Below are 22,643 nucleotides of genomic sequence, written 5' to 3'. Positions count from 1 at the left end.
GGCGCGCACCTCGTCGGCACGCGCCGCCGCCGCGCGGTCGGCACGGACCTGCGTCACGCCGAGCGCGACGAGGAGCGCGACGACGAGCACGCCGAGCGCGACCACGAGCGGACGTCGTCCGCCCAGCACCGGGATCATCGGTCGGCGGTCGCCCCGAGCCCGTCGATGCGCGCGACCTCGTCCGGCGTCAGGCTGAAGCCCAGCACGTCGAGGTTCGTCGCGAGCCGCTGCCGGTTCGTCGACTTCGGGATCACCACGACCTCGTGCTCGAGGTGCCAGCGCAGCACCACCTGGGCGGGGGTGACGCCGTGCGCCTCGGCGATCGCGACGAGCGTCGGGTCCTCGAGGCTCGTGCGCTTGAACGGGCTGTAGCCCTCGACGCGCACCCCGCGCGCGGCGTGCGCCGCAAGCAGGTCCGCGTCGAAGTCCGACGGGCTCCACGGGATCTGGTTGATCGCCGGGGCCTCGCCCGTCGCGGCGATCAGCTCGTCGATCTGCGCGATCGAGTAGTTGGAGACCCCGATCGCACGGGTCAGGCCCTCGTCGCGGGCGGCGATGAACGCCTCCCACGTCGACGGGGTCGCCTCGCCGTTCGGAGGCCAGTGCACGAGCCACAGGTCGAGGTGGTCCGTCCCGAGCTCGGCGAGCGACTCCATGAGCGTGTGGCGCTCGCGGCCCGCGTGGTCGGGCGGGAGCTTGGTCGTCACGAAGACGTCGTCACGGTCGTTGCCGCGGGTCGCGAGCGCCCGGCCGACCTGCGCCTGGTTGCCGTAGCCAGTCGCGGTGTCGACGTGCCGGTAGCCGAGCTCGAGCGCCGCGACGACGGCGAGCTCGGCCTCGGAGCCTTCGGACTGCCAGGTCCCGAGGCCGAGGAGCGGGATGTCGGCGCCCTTCAGGGCGAGTGTGGGCATCTGTGCCGTGGTCATCGGTCCATGATGGGCCAGGGTGCGCGGCGGGTCGACCGCTGCGCCGGGCGGGCGGCGGTCGCTGCTCGACGGGGAGCGGTCACACGCCCGGAGGTACCGACGGCGAGCGGCGGCGGAACTGGGCGGGTGTCTCCCCGGTGAGGCGGCCGAACGTCCGGGTGAATGCCGCCTGGTCGTAGAACCCCGCGCGTGCGGCGACGTCGGCCAGCGGGACGTCCGTCGTGGTCAGCAGGCCCGCGGCGTGGTCGATCCGCGCCCGCAGCACGAACTGCTGCGGCGAGAGCCCGAACACCCGGCGCATGCGGCGCTCGAGGGTCGACGGCGAGCAGCCGGCCGCTCGGGCGAGGTCCGCGACGGCGACCGGCTCGGTCAGGCGCTCCTCGACGAGCGCGACGACGCGCGACAGGGACCGGACCGCGACGTCGCCGGTGTCGGCCGTGCGCAGGTCCTGCGAGATGCTCACGAGCCCGACGACCTCGCCGCCGTCGCGCACCGGCAGCTTCGACGTGACGTACCAGCCGGGCTCGCCGCCCGGTCGCCGCACGAGCTCGAGCAGGTGGCGCAGGGCCCGGCCGGTGCCGAGCACGTGCTCGTCCTGCGCCGTGTAGTGCTGCGCGAGCTCGGGGATGAACAGGTCCTCGGCGCGCCGGCCCAGCACCGCGCGGCGCGAGCGCTCGCTCGTGCGGGCCACGAACACCGGGTTGACCGCGGCGTAGCGGCCGTCGGTGTCCTTGGCGCAGAACATCGTCCCGGACAGCTCGTCCATGAGTGCGAGCATCGCGGGGCTCAGCGCGTCGAGCAGGCGACGGCTCTGCGGCGTGGGTCCCGGCACGGCGGCGGTCGGTCGAGGGCGGTCCGGTGCGTCGGTCATGGCTCTCCGGAGGCTACAAGCGCGGCGACCGCCCGTCGCGCAGGGGCACGACGTCGCGGTGGCCGCGCTGTCCGGGCAGGACGGAGCCGCAGGTCACGGCACGTGCGGCCCCGAACCGCACGGCGCGTCAGACGTCGTGCCGGATCACGACAAGACGCCGCACCACCCCCAGCCGCACGATGAGGGGATGGACGCCACGCCGCAGGACCTCGTCGACGACGCGCTCGAGCTCGCGGACCGCTGGGCGCTCGCGGGCTCGCAGGGCGAGACCGAGCAGGAGCGCCGCACGAGCGGCCGGCTCGCGGCGCTCGTCTCCGACCCCGCAGGCCTCGAGCTCGCGGTGCGGTTCGTGGACCGGGTCGCGCGGCCCGACGACGTGCACGTCGCGGCGCGCGAGCTCGCGGGCCTCACGCGGTACACCTCCGCGGCGGGCGGGTTCCTCGGACCGGTCGACCGCGCGATGCTCGCGGTCGGTGCCCGGGTCGCGCCGGTGCTGCCGTCGGTCGTGGTCCCGGCCGCGCGCTACCGGCTGCGCCAGCTCGTCGGGCACCTCGTGGCGGACGCCGGGCCGGGGCTCGGCGCTCACGTCGCCCGGGCGCGCGCCGACGGGTTCCGGCTCAACCTCAACCTGCTCGGCGAGGCCGTGCTCGGCGAGCAGGAGGCCGCGAGCCGCCTGACGCGCGTCCGTGCGCTCGTCGAGCGGCCGGACGTCGACTACGTGTCGGTCAAGGTGTCCGCCGTCGCGAGCCAGCTCTCCACCTGGGACACCGCGGGCAGCCGCGACCGTGTCGTGGACCGTCTGCGCCCGCTGTACCGCGCCGCTGCCGCGCACGGCACCTTCCTCAACCTCGACATGGAGGAGTACCGCGACCTCGCGCTCACCGTGCAGGTCTTCGAGCAGCTCGTCATGGAGCCCGAGCTGCTCGACGCCGAGTGGGGCATCGTCCTCCAGGCGTACCTGCCCGACGCGGTGGCCGCGCTCGACGAGCTCACCGAGATCGCCCGGCGCCGCGCGCTCGCGGGCGGTGCCCGGATCAAGGTGCGCCTCGTCAAGGGTGCGAACCTCGCGATGGAGAAGGTCGAGGCCGAGCTGCACGGCTGGCCGCAGGCGCCGTACCGCAGCAAGCCGGAGGTCGACGCGAACTACGTCCGCCTGCTCGACCGCGCGCTGCACGACGAGCGCACGCAGCACGTGCGGATCGGGCTCGCGAGCCACAACCTGTTCGACGTCGCGCTCGGGCACCGTCTCGCGCAGGAGCGCGGCGTCACCGAGGCGCTCGACGTCGAGATGCTGCAGGGCATGGCGCCGGCCCAGGCACGCGCGGTGCGCGACGAGGTGGGGGACGTGCTGCTCTACACCCCGGTCGTCGCCCGCGAGGACTTCGACGTCGCCATCTCCTACCTCGTGCGCCGGCTCGAGGAGAACGCCGCACCGCAGAACTTCCTGCACGCCATGTTCGCCCCCGGCGGGCCGGCCGCCGACCCGCTCGACGCCCAGCGCCACGCGTTCCGCGACTCGGTGCTCGCGTCGCAGGAGCCGACGACCCCGCCGCAGCGCCGCCCGCGCCCCGGACCCGTCGAGCCCGCAGCGGGTGAGCCGTTCGAGAACGCGCCCGACACCGACCCCGCGGTCGCCGAGGCGCGCGCCTGGGCCGCCGAGCTGCTGGTCCGGGACGTCCCGGCGCCCGACGCCGTGCGCGTCACGACCGTGCAGGACGTCGACGACGCCGTCGCGCGCGCCGAGGCCGTCCGGGAGCGCTGGGCCACGACCGCTCCCGCGGAGCGCGCCCGGGTGCTGCGGCGCGCCGCGCTGCACCTCGAGAGCGACCGCGGTGACATCGTCGCGACCATGGTCCAGGAGGCCGGCAAGACGGTCGCCGAGGCCGACCCGGAGGTCAGCGAGGCCGTCGACTTCGCGCGCTACTACGCGGACCGCGCCGAGGAGCTCGCGGACGGCGCCGTCCCGGGTGCGGTGTTCCGCCCGCGCGGTGTGACGGTCGTGACCCCGCCGTGGAACTTCCCGGTAGCGATCCCCGTCGGCTCCGTGCTCGCGGCGCTCGCCGCCGGGTCGCCCGTGCTCGTCAAGCCCGCGCCGCCGACCCCACGCTGCGTGCAGGTCGCGATGGCTGCGGTGCACCGGGCGATGGACGTGCTCGACGTCCCCCGTGACGTGCTCCAGGTCGTCCTCTCGCCCGAGGGCGAGGTCGGCCGGCACCTCGTGACGCACCCGTCGGTCGCGCGCGTCCTGCTCACGGGGTCGATCGAGACCGCCGAGCTGTTCGCGTCGTGGCGCCCCGACCTCGAGGTGCTCGCGGAGACCTCCGGCAAGAACGCGATCGTCGTCACTCCGTCGGCCGACGTGGACCTCGCGGTCGCCGACGTCGTGCGCTCCGCGTTCGGGCACGCGGGGCAGAAGTGCTCCGCGGCGTCGCTGCTGATCCTCGTCGGGTCCGCCGGGACGTCGGACCGCCTGCGGCGCCAGCTCGCGGACGCCGTCACGTCGCTGCGCGTGGGACCCGCGACCGACCTCGCGACGACCGTGGGACCGCTCACCGAGCCGGCGTCGGGCAAGCTCCTGCACGCGCTCACGACGCTCGACCCGGGGGAGCGGTGGCTCGTGCAGCCGCGCCGGCTCGACGACGAGGGCCGGCTGTGGACGCCCGGCGTCAAGCACGGCGTCGTGCCCGGCTCCGCGTTCCACACGACCGAGGTCTTCGGTCCCGTGCTCGGGGTGCTGCGGGTCGCGACGCTCGACGAGGCGATCGCCGTGCAGAACGCCGTCGCGTTCGGGCTCACCGGCGGGCTGCACTCGCTCGACGAGGACGAGATCGCCACGTGGCTCGACCGGGTCGAGGTCGGCAACGCGTACGTGAACCGGCACATCACCGGGGCGATCGTGCAGCGTCAGCCCTTCGGCGGCTGGAAGGCCTCCGTCGTCGGACCGGGTGCGAAGGCCGGCGGGCCGCACTACGTCGCGCAGCTCGGCGACTGGGCGGACGCGGCGGACGTGCCGTCGGACGACGCGGGGTGGCTCGCGTGGGCCGAGGAGGACGACGCCCGGTGGTGGGCCGACGAGCTGTCGGTCGAGCACGACCCGAGCAACCTGAGCGTCGAGGCGAACCTGCTGCGCTACCGGCCCGTCGAGCACCTCACGGTGCGCGTCGGCGCGGGCGCACCGGACCGTGAGGTCGCGCGCGTGCTCGCGGCAGCCCGTCGTGCCGGGGTCCGGGTCACGGTGAGCCGCGTCGCGGGGGAGCCCGACGGGTCGTTCGCCGCACGCGTGCGGGACGGCCGCGTGACCGGGCGCGTCCGCGTCGTCGGGGCCGCCCCCGGGCTGCGCGAGGCAGCACGCACGCGGCTCGGCACCGTCACCGTGCTCGACCACCCGGTGCTCGCGAGCGCGCGCCGCGAGCTGCTCACGGTCGTCCGCGAGCAGGCGGTGAGCCGCACGCTGCACCGGTTCGGCCACCTGCCGGGCTCGGTCCCGGGGAGCGACGAGGGCGCGGCGGGCTGACCGGACGGCGTGGCCGGGCGGGGCGCCCGGGCGTGGCCGGACGGCGCGACCGGACGGCGTGGCCGGGCGGCGTGGCCGGGGGGGGGGTGGCCGTGCGGCGTGCCAGGACGGCGTGCGCGCCGGACGGCGTGCGTCCGGTCCGACGGCACCCGTCCACGGCGTCATGCCGCGACGTGGAACCCCACGGCCGCCGCCCCGACCCCGAGGACCAGGTGCGCGGCGACGTCGAGCACGGCACGCAGTGTCCGGTGCTGCCGCCACAGCTCGACGACGTCGAGGGAGAACGTCGAGAACGTCGTCAGCCCCCCGGCGAGACCGGCGCCGAGCACGGTGCCCCAGCCCGCGTCGAGCGTGCCGCGCAGCACGAGTGCCGCGACGACCCCGAGCACGGCGGACCCCACCACGTTGACCGTGAGCGTCGCCCAGGGGAAGGTCGCGCGCCCGAGCCCGCGGCGTCGCCGGTCCCGCGCGTGGAGGACCTCGGCGGCGTACCGCAGCTGTGCGCCGACGCCCGCGCCGACGCCGACACCGACCGCGACCCAGAGGCTCACGGTGCACCTCCGCCGCCACCGCCACCGCCGGGTCCCGGCACCGTGCGGGCGGGCAGCCGCGCGCCCAGCGCCACCCCGGCCGCCGCCGCCACGACCCCGCCGGCGAGCGACACGACGAGGTACCCCGCCGCCGTCCCCGCGTGCCCGTCCGCCGCCAGGACGTCGAGGGCGTGGGCGTACGCGGAGAACGTCGTGTAGCCGCCGAGCACACCGGTGCCGAACGCCGGGCGTACCCACGCCGGCGCCCCGCGACGTCCCACGACACCCGCGACGAGCAGCCCGAGCAGGAACGAGCCGGACACGTTGATCGTCCACGTGGTCCACGGCAGGGCGCCCGGGGGCTCCGGGAGGACGGTGGTCAGCCCGTAGCGTGCGAGCCCACCGGCCGCGCCCCCGATCCCGACGAGCGTGAAGGACAGGCGCAGGCTCACGCGGAGGCGCGGATCACGAGCTCCGGAGCGAAGATCAGCGGCTCGCCGCCGATGACGGAGCCCTGGAGCTGGTCGAGGAGCCGCACGCCGGCGGCCCGTGCCATCGCGACGACCGGCTGGATCACGGTGGTGAGCGGCGGGTTCGTCGACATCGAGACGCCGAGGTTGTCGTAGCCGACGACCGCGATGTCACCGGGCACGTCGCGTCCCAGCTCGGCGAGCACGCCGAGGGCACCCGCCGCCATCAGGTCCGACGCCACGAACAGCGCGTCCAGGTCGGGGTGGGCCTCGAGCAGCCGCCGGGCGCTCGCCGCCCCCGACGCGATCGTGAAGTCGCCGTGCACGACGGCGTTCTCGGGGAGCCCCGCGGCGCGCACGGCCTCGCGCCAGCCGGCGAGGCGGTCGATGCCCGCGGACATGTCGAGAGGACCGGCGATGGTGCCGATGCGGCGCCGTCCCAGGTCGATGAGGTGCTGCGTCGCGATCCTGCCACCGGCGACGTTGTCGGTGTCGACGTACTGCGTGTCTCCCTCGTCGGAGAGCGGGCGGCCGACGAAGACATTCGGCAGTCGCGACTGCTGCAGGGCCCGGTCGAGCTCGTCGTCCCGGTGGTGGGAGACGACGATCGCGCCGTCGACGTGGCCGTTGCGCAGGTAGCGGATGGTGCGGGCGCTGTCGCCCGGGCGCGCGATGACCAGGACGAGCTGGAGCTCCGAGTCGGCGAGCGCGGTGCTCAGGCCGTTCAGGGTCCCCGCGAAGAACGGGTCCGAGAGGATGCGCTCGTCCGGCTCCGGGACCACGAGCGCGATCGAGTCGGTGCGCTTGGTGACGAGCGAGCGGGCGGCCCGGTTCGGGGTGTAGCCGAGGTCCGCGACGGCGGCCTCGACCGACGCCTGCGCCTCGGGGGAGACGCGGAGCCCGCCGTTGATGGCGCGCGAGGCGGTGGAACGGGAGACCCCGGCCCTCTCGGCGACCTGCTCGAGAGTGGGTGCAGGAGGGCGCCCGACGTCGTCCCGGAACGTGGTGTTGTCGACCACCATTGGTCGTCGTCCCCTCGTGAGGCTGCGGTAGCAGCGTGCTGCGCGGCGTGCGGTCAGCCGCGCGGGGGCGATGGTGTCGCCCCCGCGCGGCGCGGGATCAACCCTTGACAGCACCCGCCATGATGCCAGCGACGAGCTGGCGGCCGGCGAACACGAAGACGATGATCAGCGGGATCACCGAGAGCGTGACGCCCGCCATGATCAGCGCCATGTCCTTGAAGTACGTGGACTGCAGCAGCTGGACGGCGACCGGCAGGGTCGGGTTCGTCGAGCCGAGCACGATGAACGGCCAGAAGAAGTTCGTCCACGAGCCCACGAAGGTGAACAGCGCGAGCATCGCCGCTGCGGGACGCGCCGCCGGCATGGCGACGTGCCAGAACGTCCGGATCATCGACGCGCCGTCGACGCGTGCCGCCTCGATCAGCTCGTAGGGGAGCGCGCTCTCGAGGTACTGGGTCATCCAGAACACCCCGAACGCCGTGACCATGCCGGGCACGATGACGGCGACGAGCTTGCCCGTCCAGTTGAGCTCCGCCATGACGATGAACAGCGGGACGATGCCGAGCTGCGTCGGGACCGCCATCGTCGCAATGACGAAGACGAGCAGCGGTCCGCGGCCACGGAAGCGGAGCTTCGAGAACGAGAAGCCCGCGAGCGTCGAGAAGACGACGACGGACAGCGCGGTGACCGTCGAGACGATGACGCTGTTCGTGACCGCCTTCCAGAACTTGATGTCGGCGTTCAGGACGCGGTTCACGTTGTCGAAGAACTCGCCCTGCGGGATGAGCGAGGGGATCGGCGTCTGCGCGATCGCCGCCGAGTTCGAGCTCGCGAGCAGGAACATGTAGTACAGCGGAGCGACCGAGGCCAGGAGGACGATCCCGAGGACCGTGTACGTCAGCCAGCCCGGGCGCCGGTCGGAGCCTGCGCCCTGGGCGCGCCGGCGGCGGGACGCGGACCGTGCGGCGCCGGCTCCGGCCGTCTGTCGGATGACGGGGATCGAAGGAGCGCTCATCGCTTCTTCCTTCCGCTCTTCGGGGCGGACTCCGAGGAGATCCGGCGGGTGATCATGAAGTTGATGAGCCCGACCACGATGATGATCAGGAACAGGAGCCAGGCGACGGAGGCGGCACGGCCGAAGCTCTTCTGCGCACCCCAGCCCAGCTCGTAGAGGTACATCGTCGCGGTCATCCACTGGCGGTCGTTGCCGCCCTGGCCGATCTGGTCGTACAGGCGCGGCTCATCGAAGATCTGCAGGCCACCGATGGTCGACGTCAGGACGACGAAGATGATCGTCGGGCGCAGCATGGGCACCGTGACGGAGAAGAACTGCCGCAGGCGGCCCGCACCGTCGAGGATCGCGGCCTCGTAGATGTCGCGCGGGACGGCCTGCATCGCCGCGAGGAAGATCAGCGTGTTGTAGCCGGTCCAGCGGAAGTTGACCATCGTCGCGATCGCGAAGTGGCTGGGGAGGACCGCGCCGTGCCACTTGACCGGGTCGATGCCCAGGACGCCGAGGAACGTGTTCACGATCCCGGACTGGTCGGCGAAGAGCTTGCTGAAGATGAGGGAGACGGCGACGGGGGCGACGACGTACGGGAGCAGCACGCCCATGCGCCAGAACGTGCGCGCGCGCAGGTTCGCGTCGAGGAACGCGGCCAGGACGATCGCGATGAAGACCTGGGGCACCGACGACAGCAGGAAGATGCTGAACGTGTTGCGCAGGCTGCGCCAGAAGTTCGGCTGCGCGAGGACGTCCTGGTAGTTCTTCAGGCCGACGAAGTCGCCCTGGCCACCGATGAGGTGCCAGTCGTGGACCGAGACGAACGCGGTGTACGCCAGGGGGAAGAGCCCGACGAGCGCGAACAGGATGAAGAACGGCGAGATGTAGAGGTAGGGCGAGAACTTCACGTCCCAGCGCCCGAGCTGCTGACTGAAGCCGACGCGCTGGGGGGCGCGCTCAGGTCCGCGGCTCGTGCGGCGGGCCGGCGTCGGCGTGGTGGTGGTGGCCATCGGTGTCCTTCGGGGCGGGTGCGGTCAGCGAGCGTGGGACGGGGCCGGGTCGACGGTGGTGTCCGTCGACCCGGCCCCGGTTGACTCAGCCGAGAGCCGAGACGGCCTCTTCGAACTTCGCCCACGACGAGGCGGGGTCGTCCGTCTTGTCGACGTCGACGCGGCCGATGGCCTGCGACATGGCGTCGTTGATCGCGAAGTACTGCGGGCCCTTGAACGGCGGGACCGGGTTGATGGCCTTCGCGGCGTCAGCCAGGATCTGGCCGGTCGGCGCCTCGTTGAAGAACGGGTTCGTGACCGTCAGCAGGTCCTGGCTCTCGAGGGCCTCGACCTGGCTCGGGAACGTGCCCTTCGCCTTGAACGCCTTGATCTGCTGCTCGGGGGCCGTCAGCCAGGCGGCGAGCGCCTTGGCCTCCTCCGGGTGCGCACCCTGCGCGGGGACCGTGAGGAACGAGCCACCCCAGTTGCCGCCGCCGCCGGGGAAGACGGGAGCGATGTCCCAGCCGGTGACGCCGTCGGCGTTGCCCTCGATGACACCGAGCATCCAGCCCGGCGCCAGCATCGTCGCGAAGCCGTTGTTCTGGAACGACGCGGTCCAGTCCTCGCTCCACTGCGACTTGCCGGCCGAGAGGCCGTCGGCGCTGGCCTGGACGACCGCGTCGTAGGCGTCCTTCACGTCGGGGTTCTCGAGCGCGACGATCTCGCCGCTCTCGGGGTCCTCGTACGCGGCCTCCATCTGGTTGACCATGCCCTGGTAGATGGCCTGGCTCGTGTCGAAGAAGGGCACGCCCGTGCCGGCAGCGGTGAACTGCTTGCCGACCTCGAAGTACTTGTCCCACGTGGCGCTGTCGCCACCGAAGAGCTCGGCGACGGCCTCGCGCTCGGTGGGCAGGCCCGCCGCGGCGAAGAGGTCGCTGCGGTACGCGATGACCTCGGGGCCGATGTCGGTGCCGTAGCCGATGAGGCGGCCGTCCTCGGCCGTGGCCTGGGCGACCTTGAAGTCGAGCCAGCGGCCCTCGACGTCGTCCGACGTGAGGTCGACGAACTTGTCGGAGTACTGGAGGAGCTCGGGGAGCCAGTCGACCTCGATGGCCTCGATGTCCGACAGGCCGGAGCCCGCGGCGAGACGCGTGTTGAGGTTGTCGCGCGCCTCGTTCGAGGTGGCGGCCTTCTTGTGCTCGACGGTGACGTTCGGGTTCGCGGCCTCGTACTCGGCGAACAGGTCGTCGTAGCCGAACTCGTTGAACGTGGCGACCGTCAGCGTGATCTTCTCGTCACCGCTGGCGTCGTCGGTCGACCCCGAGTCGGCCGAGCCGCACGCGGTGGCGAGGAGGGCAACGCCCGTCACCCCGGCCGCGACGGCCCACATCTTGCGTGTGGTCTTGCGCACTGTGACTCCCTTGTCAGTCGGACGGCGTCCTCGCCGTACCCGTGGACGCGACGGACGCACCGCCGCAGGGGGCGCGCGGACGACCGGTCACGTGGGCCGTGTGGACCCTCACGTGGGGACATTCCCGTGGAACTTGCGGGAGCGTTCCCACGCGCTGCGGTGAACTCTGTCCTCAGCCTGGTCGGGTGTCAAGGATGAGAGCCTGGACATCTCCGTGGTAGCGATCCCACACCTGTGTTCGTGCAGGTCACAGCGTTGTGGACACGTTAGGTGTTACCGAATTGTTACGGCTGGACACCCGATCCGTGATCTTCGAGCCAGCGGCCCGCGACGGCCGACTCCGCGCCCAGCGCGCTCCGGATCGCGCCACCGGCGGCCTGCTCGACCGCGGCGGCGAACAGGGGGATCGCGGCCTTGACCTCGCCCTCGTAGGTGAGGGTCGTCCGGTCGCCCGACGGCGTCAGCGACGACGTGCCCGTGAGCCGGACCGGAGCACCCGTGATCTCGACGACCACGGTCCCGCGGCGCGACCCGTCGGGAGCCGGTCCCTCCCACGCCTCGACCTGACGCACGTCGAGCCGCGAGCCGACGAAGCCGCGCACGTTCGCCGGGATCTGGTCGGTCGGCAGCGAGCGGCGCGTCGTCACCGTGAACGCACCGCCCTCGCCGGCGACGACGTCGACCTGCTGGTCCAGCGCCCCGGAGGCCCGCACCTTCGCGTGCACGTACGCCGGGTCGGCGAGCATCGCGGCGACCGCCTCGGGCGTGCCGGCGAGGTCGAGCGGGACATGGAGGTGCACGGCGCTGGGTCCTTCCCTGCAGGGCTGGTGCCGCGAGTTTATCCGCCGGGCACGGCGCCGTGCGCGAGCCGCGCTGCCCGGACGCGCGCCTACGCTGGTCCGGTGTCCACCCTGAGCGAGCTCGCCACGCGCCACGCGTCCTCCCTCGACGCCGCCGACCTCGAGTGGCTCCACCTGCTCGTCGGCGACTGGCAGGTGATCTCCGACCTCGCGTTCGCCGACCTCGTGCTCTGGCTCCCCGCCGACGACGGGGACTTCGTCGCCATCGCCCAGTGCCGCCCGAGCACCGGCGCGACCGTGCACTACGACGACGTCGTCGGGTCGCGCCCGCCCGAGGGGCAGCGGCCGCAGCTGCAGAAGTCGCTCACGGAGGTCCGGGCCCAGCGCTCGCGCGAGCCGCGCTGGTTCGGCTCGTACGCGGTGCGCGAGGAGGCGGTGCCCGTCGTGCGCCAGGGTCGCGCGATCGCCGTCGTCGCCCGGCAGACGAACCTCGGCGGTGCGCGCACGCCGAGCCGGCTCGAGCTCAACTACGTCGAGGCCGCCGACGACCTCATGGGCATGATCTCGCGCGGGGAGTTCCCCGCGGCGAACGCCCCCACCGGTCCGCGCCGGGGGGCACCCCGCGTGGGCGACGGGCTGATCCGGCTGAACTCGGAGGGCGAGGTGCTGTACGCGAGCCCCAACGCGCTCAGCTGCTTCCACCGCCTCGGTGCGCTCGGCGACCTCGTCGGCCGCTCGCTCGTGGAGGTCACGACCGACCTGATCGAGCAGAAGGCGACCGTCGACGAGTCCATGCCGCTCGTCGTGATGGGGCGCGCGCCCTGGCGCACCGACATCGAGGCGCGCGGCGTGGCGCTCTCGCTGCGCGCCGTCCCGCTCACCGAGCACGGCCAGCGGCTCGGCGCGGTGCTGCTGTGCCGCGACGTCTCGGAGCTGCGCCGCCGCGAGCGCGAGCTCATCACCAAGGACGCGACCATCCGGGAGATCCACCACCGGGTCAAGAACAACCTGCAGACCGTCGCGGCCCTGCTCCGGCTGCAGTCCCGCCGGATGAGCAACCCCGAGGCGAAGGACGCGCTCGACGAGGCGATGCGGCGCGTCGCGACGATCGCGCTCGTCCACGAGACCCTGTCGCAGACGCTCGACGAGGCGGTGCCGTTCGACGACCTCGTCGGGCGGAGCCTGCGCCTCGCGGCGGACGTGGCGTCGGCCGGCGGCCACGTGCGGACCGTGGTGCAGGGCGTGTTCGGGCTCGTGCCCGCCGAGGACGCCACCGCGCTCGCGCTCGTGTTGACCGAGCTCGTGACGAACGCGGTCGAGCACGGGCTCGCCGGCGGAGTGGGCGGCACCGTCGAGATCACCGCCGTCCGGGAGGGCGACGCGCTCGGGATCACGGTCGCCGACGACGGTGTCGGGCTCCCCGAGAAGGCCGGCGCCGGGACGGGGCTCGGGACGCAGATCGTCTCGACGCTCGTGACCAACGAGCTGCGCGGATCGATCACGTGGGGCGCGCGCGAGGGCGGCGGCACCGAGGTCGTGCTCGCCGTCGTGCTGCGGACGCCCAACCGCGAGACCGGGTCGATCCGGCACTGACCGCGAGCGCCTGCGACGGCTGCGACCGCGGCCGTGCCGGTCCGGCGCGCGCTCGTCCGGACGCGACTCAGGCGCCGACGGAGGCCCGTGACGGCACCCCGGGCGCGACTCAGCCGCCGGCGCCCGAGGGCTCCGACGGCTGAGTGCGTGCGGTGGGGTGCGTCAGCTGGCGCGACGCTGGCGCGCGGTGCGGCGCTTGAGGGCGCGGCGCTCGTCCTCCGAGAGCCCGCCCCAGACGCCCGCGTCCTGACCGGACTCGAGCGCCCACTTCAGGCACGTGTCCACGACGTCGCAGCGGCGGCACACGGCCTTCGCCTCGTCGATCTGCAGCAGCGCAGGCCCGGTGTTCCCGATGGGGAAGAAGAGCTCCGGGTCCTCGTCCAGGCACGCTGCGCGGTGGCGCCAATCCATGACATCTCCTCGGCAGAGGGCAAGCCCGTTCCCGTGCGAGGGAAGCGGGCTCAGCAGGCAGGGCGCGACCAGGCCGCTGGAGGATGCGGCGAACTGGGCCCTGCACTTCGGATGGGGGTGTGAACTGCTGTTGACCAGCCTCACACCTGCGCTGAGCGCGCACAAGAGTTACGCGGCGGTTTCCTCCGCGTGAACGCTGAGGTCTTCATCACACCTGTGTGAGCCCTGTGCCGAGGATCGTCACCGTACCCTGTTCCGCCGTCTGCGCGCTAACCGCCTCGAGCCGCAAGACGCGCGGCACCTCGACGTCCGGCGCCGAGGTGCTCGAGGGCCCGTTCCCGACCGGTCGCGGAGCCGACGGGGGAGCGGTGCCGTCGACGTGCTCGCCTAGGGTCGGGACATGCACGCCCGCCGCCCCCGCGCCCTCGTCGTCGTCTGCCTCCTGGTCCTCGTCGAGGCCGCGGCGCTCGCCGGGCTCGCGGCAGCGTTCGTGGTCGACCTGGTGCGTGGCGCGGAGCTCCCCGGCCCGACCGCGTTCCTCGCCGTCTTCCTGCTGGCGGTCGCCGGCGTGCTGGTGCTCGCCGCCCGGGCCCTCGCGGGCGGCCGGCGCTGGGCACGCTCGCCCGTGCTGACCTGGCAGCTGCTGCTGCTCGTCATGGCGGTCGGCTGGTTCTCCGCGGAGCCGAGCCCGTGGGCCGCCGGGGTGGTGCTCGTGGCGCTCGTCGTCGGCGTCGGTCTCCTGCTGCCCGCGGTCGTCGCGGCGACGACCACGCCGCGCACACCGCCGCCCGCGACCTGAGCCCGGGCTCCCGAGCGGCGGGTCCGGTGCACGGCCGGGGCGTCGGGACGGATCGTGCGGGGCTCACCCGCGGCCGACCGGCGGAGGCAGCGCGACCTGGAGCGGCACGGCGTCGCGACCGGTGACCAGCACGCCGCGGCCGGGCAGGTGCGGGTGCGCCGGGTCGAGCGCCCACTCGACCGCCGTCCCGAGCGCGTCGCCGGACCCGGGCTCGTGCGGCTGCAGCACGATGCCCGAGCGGCCGTGGCGGAGCGCGGCGAGCGGCGGACGGTACGCGGTCGCCGCGCGGGCGGTCGAGCTCGACGCGACGAGCCGCGAACCCGGCGAGCCGGTGCCCGACGTGCCCGTCCTCGACGTGCCCGTGCCCGACGTGCCCGTGCCTGGAGCGCGGCGGCCGTCGCCTGCGCGTTCGAGCCAGGCGGCGAGGCGCTCGACGAGGTGCGGCACCGACTGCTCGAGCGCGTCGAGGTCGTCGACCACGACGTCGACCGGGCCTGTCGCACCCTCGAGGTGCCCGAGGAGGTCGCTGAGCTCGCGGCTCCCCGCCGACCAGCGCGCACCCGGCAGCTCGGCGAGGGGGGCGTCGTCGGCGAGAACCGCGACGTCGCGTCCTGCGCGGACCAGGGCCGCCGCCACGACGGACAGCGCGGTCGTGCGCCCGGAGCCGGGCGGTCCCACGACGAGCGCGCCCCGGCGCAGGTCGAGCGCGAGGACCTCGGCCGCGTCGCCGCCGCGGCCCACGGGCACCGCTCGGGCCGGGGGCCGGCCAGGGGCGGCCGACGTGCTGGGGCGTGCCCGCGGGCCGGGGGGCGCCGGCGGGTCGATCGGCACCGCGGGGCGGACGGGCGTCGGCGGGTCGATCGGTGCCGGGGGGTGGAGGGGCGTCAGCGGCGCCGCGGGGTCGGCGGGCGTCGGGGGGTCGAGCGGTGCCGGGGGCTGGATCGGCGTCGGCGGCACCGTGGGGTCGACGAGCGACTGCTGGCCCGGCGACACCGGCCGGTCCAGTGGCGTCGAGGGGACGGGCGGCACGAGCGGGTCGGGCCGTCCAGGCGGACCTGGGTGCACCGGTGGAGGGAGCGTGACGTGCGTCGGCACCGGGGCCAGCCGCAGCACGTCGGGCGGCGCGGCACCGGCGGACGCGTCCGGCATGCCCTCCGCGACGGCGACCTGGCACAGCACCGCGCCCCCGCCGTCGACGTGGACCGCGCGGCCCGGCGGGCGCCGCCCACCGGCGAGCCCGGTCGGGACCCCGGCCAGCACGTCCGTCACCGGGTCCGCCGGCCCGAGGACGAGCCTGCTGCCGAAGTGACCCACGAGCGGGGCAAGACCGCTCCCCGAGCCGCAGCCCGCGGCGACGGCGACGCCTCGTGCGCGGCCGTCGCGCAGGAGATCCACGAACAGCTCGCCCGCTGCGCCCCGGGCGACGCGCTCGAGCGCCGCGACGGCCGGCTCGAGGGCGTCGACCACCAGGAGCTGCGGCCGGCGGTGAGATCCGGACCCCGGGTCGACGGTGCCGGGGCCCGCCCGGCGCCCGGCGAGCAGCCGCACGAGCCGGGCCAGCCGGCGCGGGTCGTCGGTTCCGACCACCGTGCCCAGCAGCGCGGCGGGCGCAGGCGGCGCGTCGGGCGGGAAGCCGACCGCGTGCACGTCCCAGCCCAGCTCGAGCGCTCCGTGGACGGCCGTGCGCAACGCGGTCGTCCGGCCGGAGCCGGGCCCGCCGCGGACGAGCAGGTGACCGTCGGCCGGGCGCCAGGTGACGAGCGAGCGTCGTTGCTCCGCGGGGACGTCGCCGAGCCCGAGCACCACGTCGCCGCCCGCGGGAAGGTTCCCGGCACCGACGAGGTGCGCGTGGACCCCGCCGCGGGTGACGTGCTCGGGCAGCGCGGAAAGCCACGGGGAGACGGGGGCCGGCCGGCCCTCTGCCGCGGCCCGGATCGTCTCGACGTACCGGTCGAGGCCCTCGTCGTCGCGCGCGACGTCGGGACCCGCGGGCACCCACGCCGACGAGGCGGTCAGCCAGGGCGCGGCGAGCCGGACGCCGTCCCGCCGCCGGCGGCCGTGCGGCAGGGCGACCTGGAGCTGCTCGGGCGCGCGGTTGCCGCGGCGCAGCACGGCCCGCCCCGGCCGGTCGACGGGGAGCCCCGCGGCGTCGGCCACGCCGAGGACGTCCGTGGACTCGGCGCCGTCGGCGACGCGCAGGGCGATCCGGAGCGCGATGTTTGCGCGGAGGTCCGGGCCGATCGCGCCGGCGGGCCGCTGCGTCGCCAGGACGAGGTGCATGCCGAGCGCGCGCCCCTGGGCGGCGACCCGCAGCAGCCCCGGCACGAAGGTCGGTACCTCGTCGGCGAGCGCCCGGAACTCGTCGACCACGACGAGCAGGCGCGGCAGTGGCCGGACGGGCGTCCGTCCGGCCTGGTGCTCCGCCGCGAGCTCGTCGACGTCCGTGACCCCCGCCTCCGCGAGCAGCCGCTCGCGTCGGTGCAGCTCGGCGCGCAGCCCCGCGAGGGCCCGCTCGGCGAGGGCGCCGTCGAGGTCGGTCACCTGGCCCACCACGTGGGGGAGCCGCGCGACCGGGCCGAAGCTCGCGCCGCCCTTGTAGTCGACGAGGGCGACGGCGAGCCGCTCCGGGGGGTGGGCCAGTGCCAGGGCGAGGACGAGGGTGCGGAGCAAGCCGGACTTGCCCGCGCCGGTCGTGCCGGCGACGAGGGCGTGCGGCCCGTCGGCGACGAGGTCGACGTGCACGGCGCCGGCGTGGTCCGCCCCCAGCGCGGCGCGCAGCCCGGGCGCGGGGGCCTCGGCCCAGCGCGCCGCGACGGCCGCGGCGTCGGGCGGTGGGACACCGTCGAGCTCGCCGAGCGCGACCGTCGGAGGCAGGGGATCGTCGGTGCGCCCGGCGCGCCCGGTGCGCCCGGTGCGCCCGGTGCGCCCGGTGCGCCCGGTGCGCCCGGCCTCGTCGGGCGCGGCGACCTGCGGGGTGACCGGGACTAGTTCTCCGGCGGCCGGGACACCGGTGGAGGAGACACCGGCGAGCGGGCCACCCGCACGTGCGCCGGCGACCCTGCGGGCGAGCGCCTCGGCCCAGGCCGCGGTGACGGCGTGCAGGGGGAGCGGGCGACGGCTCCCACCGACCCGCACGGTCGACCCGTCGGCCGCGACCTCGAGCACCGACGGGCACCACGCCGGCACCGACCCGGGGCCGTCGGCCACGAGGACCAGCGAGGTCCCGGGGCCGCCGTGGTCCGCACGGGTCCGCGCGAGGGCGGCAGGCCCGTCGACCACGACGACCCGGGCGACGCGGTGTACCGGCGCGGCGGCACCGGGGAGCATCGGCCCGTGCCCGTGCCCGTGCCCGTGCCCGTGCCCGTGCCCGTGCCCGTGCCCGTGCCCGTGCCCGTGCCCGTGCCCGTGCGACGGCGTCGGCGACTCGGCGAGCCACCGCGCCCAGCGCCAGTCCGCGCGGCGGTCGTCGTCGCACCGGAGCACGAGCGCGCCGCCGCCGGCGGGTCCCACGAGGCCCAGGGCGAGCGCGCGTGCGGCGCCCAGTGCGAGGTGCCGCCGACCGGTCACGGCGAGCGTGAGGCCCTGCGCGCCCACGGCGGCGTACCCGAGCCGGCGCAGAGGCCCGTCCGCGGCGGGGGTGGTGGTCGGGGGAGCTCCGGGGACCGTGGCGAGCACCGTGGCCGCGGCCAGGTCGGCGGGTGCGAGCGGGGCGTCGTCCGCGTCCCCGGGCCGCGCTCCACCGGTCGGTCGTCCCGAGCCCGTCCCGCGACCGGGGAGCCCTCGCGCCTGGCCCAGCTGCCGCGCGCGGCGCCGGCTCGCCCGCGCCCGGCCGGCGTGCGCGAGCATCATGACGGGCCCGAGCAGCGCACCGACGAGCAGGACCGGGTTCCCGGTGCTCACGGCGAGCGCGGCGGAGCCGACGGCGGGCCCGAGCCAGAGCCACGCGCTCGGGCCCGTGCCGGTCGCGTCACCGGGAGCGACCGCCCGGTCCCGGCGACGGCGCGGTCCGCGAACCTCGAGGACGGTCGACCCCACGTGCAGCCGGTCGCCCGTCCGCAGCCGTGCCGTGCCCCCGCGCAGCCGACGTGCCCGCGTCCGCCGAGGCCCCGGGCCGCCGCCCGCCGGTTCCCGCGGCACACCACGGCGGTCCGCGCGTGCCACGAGGGTCCCGTTGCTCGTCCGCAGGTCGCGGACGAGGACGTGCCGACGTCGTGCCGTCAGCCGGAGGTGCTCGCGCGAGACCGTCGGGTCCTCGACGCGCAGGTGCGCGCTGCCCGCCGGGCCCGCACCGCGCCCGACGACCAGCACGGGTGCGACCCGGGCGAGGGCGCCGCAGTCCGGTCCCGCGACCACGGCGACGTGGAAGCGGGCGTGCAGCGCGGCCTCCTCCGGCGGGGTGGGCCCGCGGCTGAGCCGGAGCTCGGCGCCCGCCAGGAGCGGGTACCGCCCGCACGGGTGCGCGTCGTCGACCGCGACCGCGCCCGCCGCGAGGCGCGCCCCGGGCGCCGACCACCGGGGGTCGCCCGTGAGGCGGCCGAGAGCGGTGCGGACGTCCTCCGCGCGGGTCCCGGGCGGGACGTCGACCTCGGTGGCCGGCGCGGAGCCGGTGGGCTGCAGGAGGAGTCGCACGGCGACCACGGTCGTGCATCCCGTCCGGCGTGACGGCAGGCCCGTGGACATCGGGGGAGGACCCCGGCGTCCACAGGCCCACCGGTCGGGCGAGCGCTCAGTCCACGCCGAGCGCCGCGACGGGGGACGTGCGGGCGGCTGCCCGCCCGGGCAGGACCGACGCGAGCATGCCCGCGGCGAGCGCGACCACGAGGACCAGCACGAGGTGCCACCACGTGACCGCCAGCACGACGTCCCCCATCGCCCCGAGGAGCGTCGCCGAGCCTGCCCAGCCGTACAGCACGCCCAGGACGACGCCCAGGAGGGCACCCACGCCCGCGATGAGCGCACCCTCGATCGCGAGCATCCACCGCAGCCGTCGCCGCGACAGCCCGATCGCGCGCAGCGTCGCCGACTCACGGCGCCGCTCGAGCACCGACAGCGACAGCGTGTTCGCGACCCCGACGAGCGCGATGAGCACCGCGACGCCCAGCAGCCCGACCACGATCGCGAGGAGCGTGTCGATGAGCCGCTGGTTGCCCGCCCGCTCGAGGGCCGAGCCGTTGACCTCGACGGACTCGTCGGCGAGCGCGTCGGACAGCGCCGGCACCACGTCCCCGGCGTCCTTGACGTCGTCGAGGCGGACCCACACCCGTGTCACGGCGGCGTCGGGGGACAGCCCGTCGAGCACCTCCGGCGTCACGTAGGAGGTCTCGCCCCCCAGGTCGACGACCGCGACGCGCAGACCCAGCTCCCGGCCGCCGGTCGGCGGTGTCCCGTCCTCCCAGGACGTGCGCGCCACGACGTCGACGACGTCGCCCTCGACGACGCCGAGCGTCTCGGCGAAGTCCGTGCCCAGGACGACGGTCCCGGGCTCCAGCCGGCTCGCGAGCACCTCCCCGCCGCGCATCAGCGACCGGGCGACGGCCGGGGTCACGGCGTAGACGTCCGTGGGTGTCTCCTCGGTGCTCCCCGCCGGCTCGATCGTGCCGAGCGTCGACGCGAGCGTCGCGGTGCCGGCGACCCCGTCGGCGTCCGCGAGGGTCGAGACCGCGGCGGGCGCGATCGCCGGCCGCTCGCCCGTGCCGTCGTCGAACGCGGTGACCTGCACGTCGACCGGGAACCGTTCGTCGAGCTCCCGGTCGAGCGTGACGCGGGCGCTCGCGGCCCCGGTGCTCATGAGCGCGACGAGCGTCACGCCGATGAGCAGCGCGGTGCTGGTCGCCGCCGTGCGGCGGGGGTTGCGCAGCGTGTTGGCGGTCGCGAGGCGCGCGGTCGGGCCGTTGCCCGCGAACGTGCGCCCGACGAGACCGACGACGCCGGGCACCCAGTACACGGCGCCCAGCAGGATTCCCACGAACGACGCGGCGCCCCCGAGGACACCGAGCGCGAGACCGACCATGGGACTCGCGACGATGCCGAGTGTCACGCCCCCGGCGAGGGCGACGAAGCCGCCGGCCGTGAGCAGCAGGCTGATCGCGAGCCGGGCCCGGCCCCCGCGCCCGCCGACCTCGGTGAGCTCGGCGGGCCGCAGGGCCGCGACGGGGGCGACGCGGGTCGCGGCCCGCGCGGGGAGCAGCGCGGCGAGCACGGTGACCGTCGTCCCGACGGCGAGCGGCACGAGAACGACCCACGGCGTGATCGTCACGGTCCCCGGCAGCGGCACGTCGAGGTCGACGCGCTGCAGCACGAGCAGCGCGACCTGCGCGAGCACGGTGCCCGTCACGAGCCCCGCGAACGACGCCATGCTGCCCAGGATCGCCGCCTCGGTGAGCACCGAGCGGCGCACCTGGCCGCGCACCGCCCCGACGCACCGCAGGAGCGCGAGCGTGCGGGTCCGCTGGGCGACGAGCACCTGGAAGGTGTTCGCGATGACGAGGGCGGCGACGACGAGCGCGATCGACGCGAATCCCAGCACGAGACCGGTGAAGACGTCCGTGCCCTGCGTGACGCGCCCGAGCGCCCGGACCGCGGCCTCGTCGGGCGTGAGGACCGTGACGTCGTCGACGGCCTCGCCGATCAGCGTCGTGGTGCGGGCGGTGCTCGTGCCGGGGGCCAGGGCGAGCAGCGCACCGGACGGAGCGAGGTCGTCGAGCGACGCGGCGCCCGCGACGGCCAGGACGTCGTCGAGGGGCAGCACCGCCGCGCCGCCCATCGCGAGGTACGCGCCGCGCGGGTCGTCGACGAGCCCGGTGACCTCGAGCGTGTAGTCCTCCGACTCGTAGGAGCCGTCGGCGGCGGTCTCGCCCGGGTCCGGGTCCCGCTTCGAGGCCGGTGACGGCCCCGCGGTCGGCCCGGGTGAGGCCGCCGGGTCCGCGGGGCCCGCGGGGCCCGCGGGGACCCAGCGCACCCGGCTCGTCACGACGTCGTCGCCGGGTCGCACACCGATCCGCTCGGCGGTCGCGGAGGGCAGCGCGATCTCGCCCGGCTCGTCCGGGAGCCGGCCGTCGACCAGCTCGAGCGGGTCGAGGCGCGGGTCCGACGCGCGGGGCAGCGCCAGGAGCGAGGCCCGCTTGCCGCCGCCCGCCCGGACCTCCAGCCAGCCCCGCACGTCGGGCTGGACGGCGTCCACGCCCGGCAGCGCGCGCAACGCGGCGAGGTCCCCGGCCGTCACCATGCCGTCGACCGTGAGGTCGGCGTCCGCGAGCGCGGCGGCGACGGAGTCGTAGCTCGTGCGGGTCATGACGCCGCCCGCGAGGAGCGTCGCGGCGACGAACGCGGTCCCGATGGCGATCGCGATGCCGCCGGACGCGAGGCGCCCGAGGCTGCGCCGCATCTGGGCCAGGGTGAGACGCAGCATCAGGCGCGCACCGCCGGGATGCTGCCGGTCGCCGTGAGGGGCTCGCCCGCGGGGACCTCGAGCCGGCGCAGCGCGTCGAGGCCCGCGAGCACCGCGTCGGGCGTCGGTTCGACGATGTCGCCGGCGATCCGCCCGTCGGCGAGGAGCACGACGCGGTCGGCGTAGGCCGCGGCGGTCGGGTCGTGCGTGACCATGATGACCGTGCGGCCCAGCTCGCGCACCGAGCGCCGCAGGAAGCTGAGCACCTCGGCGCCGGAGCGCGAGTCGAGGTTCCCGGTGGGCTCGTCGGCGAACACGACCTCGGGCCGGGCGACGAGCGCGCGGGCGATCGCGACACGCTGCTGCTGACCGCCGGACAGCTCGGCGGGGCGGTGCGCGAGGCGGTCGCGCAGGCCGAGCGTCCCGACGAGGGTGTCGAGCCACGCCGGGTCGACCGCTGCTCCCGCGAGGTCGAGCGGCAGCGTGATGTTCTGCGCCGCGGTGAACATCGGCAGCAGGTTGAACGACTGGAAGACGAACCCGACGCGGTCGCGACGCAGCCGCGTGAGGGCGTCGTCGTCGAGCGTCGTGACGTCGGTGTCACCGAGGTGCACCGTGCCCGAGGTCGCCGAGTCGAGACCCGCGAGGAGGTGCATGAGCGTCGACTTGCCCGAGCCCGAGGGGCCCATGATCGCGGTGAACTCCCCGGCCGCGAAGTCTACGTCGACACCGGCGAGCGCGTGCACCGCGGAGGCCCCGCTGCCGTACACCTTGGTGAGGCCGCGCGCGCGGGAGGCGACGTGCGGCTCGGGGCCGGCAGGGCGGTAGACGGTCGTGTCCACGGATGCTCCAGGGGTGATCGGGGTGGTGGTCCCGACGCTACGGAGCGCGGCGCGCGGTGCGCGTCGGGCCGTGGG

General features: G+C 75.4%; 16 protein-coding genes. 3 read left to right on the top strand and 13 right to left on the bottom strand.

Going from position 1 to position 22,643, the window contains the following annotated elements; translation table 11 throughout:
• Positions 1–134 precede the first annotated feature (134 nt).
• Together ACWFNE_RS16235 and ACWFNE_RS16230 are read right to left on the bottom strand one after the other, a co-directional pair.
• The gene (locus tag ACWFNE_RS16235) at positions 135–926 is read right to left on the bottom strand and encodes an aldo/keto reductase (RefSeq protein ID WP_452123442.1); all 792 of its coding nucleotides are present in this window, start codon (positions 924–926) and stop codon (positions 135–137) included.
• A 79-nt stretch (positions 927–1,005) separates the two neighbouring features.
• The gene (locus tag ACWFNE_RS16230; RefSeq protein ID WP_452123441.1) at positions 1,006–1,797 is read right to left on the bottom strand and encodes a helix-turn-helix domain-containing protein; all 792 of its coding nucleotides are present in this window, start codon (positions 1,795–1,797) and stop codon (positions 1,006–1,008) included.
• A 187-nt stretch (positions 1,798–1,984) separates the two neighbouring features.
• Between ACWFNE_RS16230 and ACWFNE_RS16225 the strand changes: the two genes are divergently transcribed.
• Entirely contained in the window at positions 1,985–5,311 is a 3,327-nt protein-coding gene (locus ACWFNE_RS16225) for a proline dehydrogenase family protein (RefSeq protein WP_452123440.1), read from the top strand.
• A gap of 161 nt (positions 5,312–5,472) precedes the next feature.
• Here the strand turns inward: ACWFNE_RS16225 and crcB are convergent, their stop codons facing one another.
• The 7 genes from crcB to ACWFNE_RS16190 form a co-directional block, all read right to left on the bottom strand.
• Positions 5,473–5,862, bottom strand: a complete 390-nt coding sequence (gene crcB, locus ACWFNE_RS16220) for a fluoride efflux transporter CrcB (protein WP_452123439.1) — start codon at positions 5,860–5,862, stop codon at positions 5,473–5,475.
• Positions 5,859–6,293, bottom strand: a complete 435-nt coding sequence (locus ACWFNE_RS16215; protein ID WP_452123438.1) for a fluoride efflux transporter FluC — start codon at positions 6,291–6,293, stop codon at positions 5,859–5,861. Before ACWFNE_RS16215 ends, crcB begins: the two co-directional genes overlap by 4 nt.
• Positions 6,290–7,333: a LacI family DNA-binding transcriptional regulator gene (locus ACWFNE_RS16210; RefSeq protein WP_452123437.1), complete on the bottom strand. Its 1,044-nt coding sequence runs from the start codon at positions 7,331–7,333 to the stop codon at positions 6,290–6,292. Before ACWFNE_RS16210 ends, ACWFNE_RS16215 begins: the two co-directional genes overlap by 4 nt.
• A gap of 97 nt (positions 7,334–7,430) precedes the next feature.
• Positions 7,431–8,348 carry a carbohydrate ABC transporter permease gene (locus ACWFNE_RS16205; protein WP_452123436.1) on the bottom strand — a complete coding sequence of 306 codons (918 nt, stop codon included), beginning with the start codon at positions 8,346–8,348 and terminating at the stop codon, positions 7,431–7,433.
• Positions 8,345–9,346: a carbohydrate ABC transporter permease gene (locus tag ACWFNE_RS16200; RefSeq protein ID WP_452123435.1), complete on the bottom strand. Its 1,002-nt coding sequence runs from the start codon at positions 9,344–9,346 to the stop codon at positions 8,345–8,347. The genes ACWFNE_RS16205 and ACWFNE_RS16200 overlap by 4 nt, the downstream gene beginning before the upstream one ends.
• Before the next feature lie 85 nt (positions 9,347–9,431).
• On the bottom strand, positions 9,432–10,715 hold the full coding sequence (locus ACWFNE_RS16195) for an ABC transporter substrate-binding protein (RefSeq protein WP_452123461.1): 1,284 nt from the start codon (positions 10,713–10,715) through the stop codon (positions 9,432–9,434).
• Between the two features lie 305 nt (positions 10,716–11,020).
• The gene (locus ACWFNE_RS16190) at positions 11,021–11,536 is read right to left on the bottom strand and encodes a DUF2505 domain-containing protein (RefSeq protein WP_452123434.1); all 516 of its coding nucleotides are present in this window, start codon (positions 11,534–11,536) and stop codon (positions 11,021–11,023) included.
• Between the two features lie 102 nt (positions 11,537–11,638).
• On the opposite strand from ACWFNE_RS16190, the gene ACWFNE_RS16185 reads away from it, so the two are divergent.
• Positions 11,639–13,129 carry a sensor histidine kinase gene (locus ACWFNE_RS16185; RefSeq protein WP_452123433.1) on the top strand — a complete coding sequence of 497 codons (1,491 nt, stop codon included), beginning with the start codon at positions 11,639–11,641 and terminating at the stop codon, positions 13,127–13,129.
• Between the two features lie 162 nt (positions 13,130–13,291).
• On the opposite strand, the gene ACWFNE_RS16180 is transcribed toward ACWFNE_RS16185, so the two are convergent.
• Positions 13,292–13,540: a WhiB family transcriptional regulator gene (locus tag ACWFNE_RS16180; protein ID WP_034632667.1), complete on the bottom strand. Its 249-nt coding sequence runs from the start codon at positions 13,538–13,540 to the stop codon at positions 13,292–13,294.
• A gap of 400 nt (positions 13,541–13,940) precedes the next feature.
• Between ACWFNE_RS16180 and ACWFNE_RS16175 the strand changes: the two genes are divergently transcribed.
• A complete protein-coding gene (locus tag ACWFNE_RS16175) occupies positions 13,941–14,339 on the top strand; it encodes a hypothetical protein (protein ID WP_452123432.1) in 399 nt (132 codons plus the stop codon).
• Positions 14,340–14,402: 63 nt separating this feature from the next.
• Here ACWFNE_RS16175 and ACWFNE_RS16170 read toward each other — a convergent pair whose 3' ends face one another.
• The 3 genes from ACWFNE_RS16170 to ACWFNE_RS16160 all read right to left on the bottom strand — a co-directional run bounded on the left by ACWFNE_RS16170 (position 14,403) and on the right by ACWFNE_RS16160 (position 22,568).
• Positions 14,403–18,968, bottom strand: coding sequence for an FtsK/SpoIIIE domain-containing protein (locus tag ACWFNE_RS16170; RefSeq protein WP_452123431.1), 4,566 nt, complete (start codon positions 18,966–18,968; stop codon positions 14,403–14,405).
• A gap of 97 nt (positions 18,969–19,065) precedes the next feature.
• Entirely contained in the window at positions 19,066–21,747 is a 2,682-nt protein-coding gene (locus ACWFNE_RS16165) for an ABC transporter permease (RefSeq protein WP_452123430.1), read from the bottom strand.
• Positions 21,747–22,568, bottom strand: a complete 822-nt coding sequence (locus ACWFNE_RS16160; RefSeq protein ID WP_452123429.1) for an ABC transporter ATP-binding protein — start codon at positions 22,566–22,568, stop codon at positions 21,747–21,749. Before ACWFNE_RS16160 ends, ACWFNE_RS16165 begins: the two co-directional genes overlap by 1 nt.
• Between the last annotated feature and the right edge of the window lie 75 nt (positions 22,569–22,643).

Source organism: Cellulomonas sp. NPDC055163, from assembly GCF_053607065.1.
Note: the sequence above shows the minus strand (reverse complement) of the source record. Positions and strands in the feature narration are given on the sequence as shown.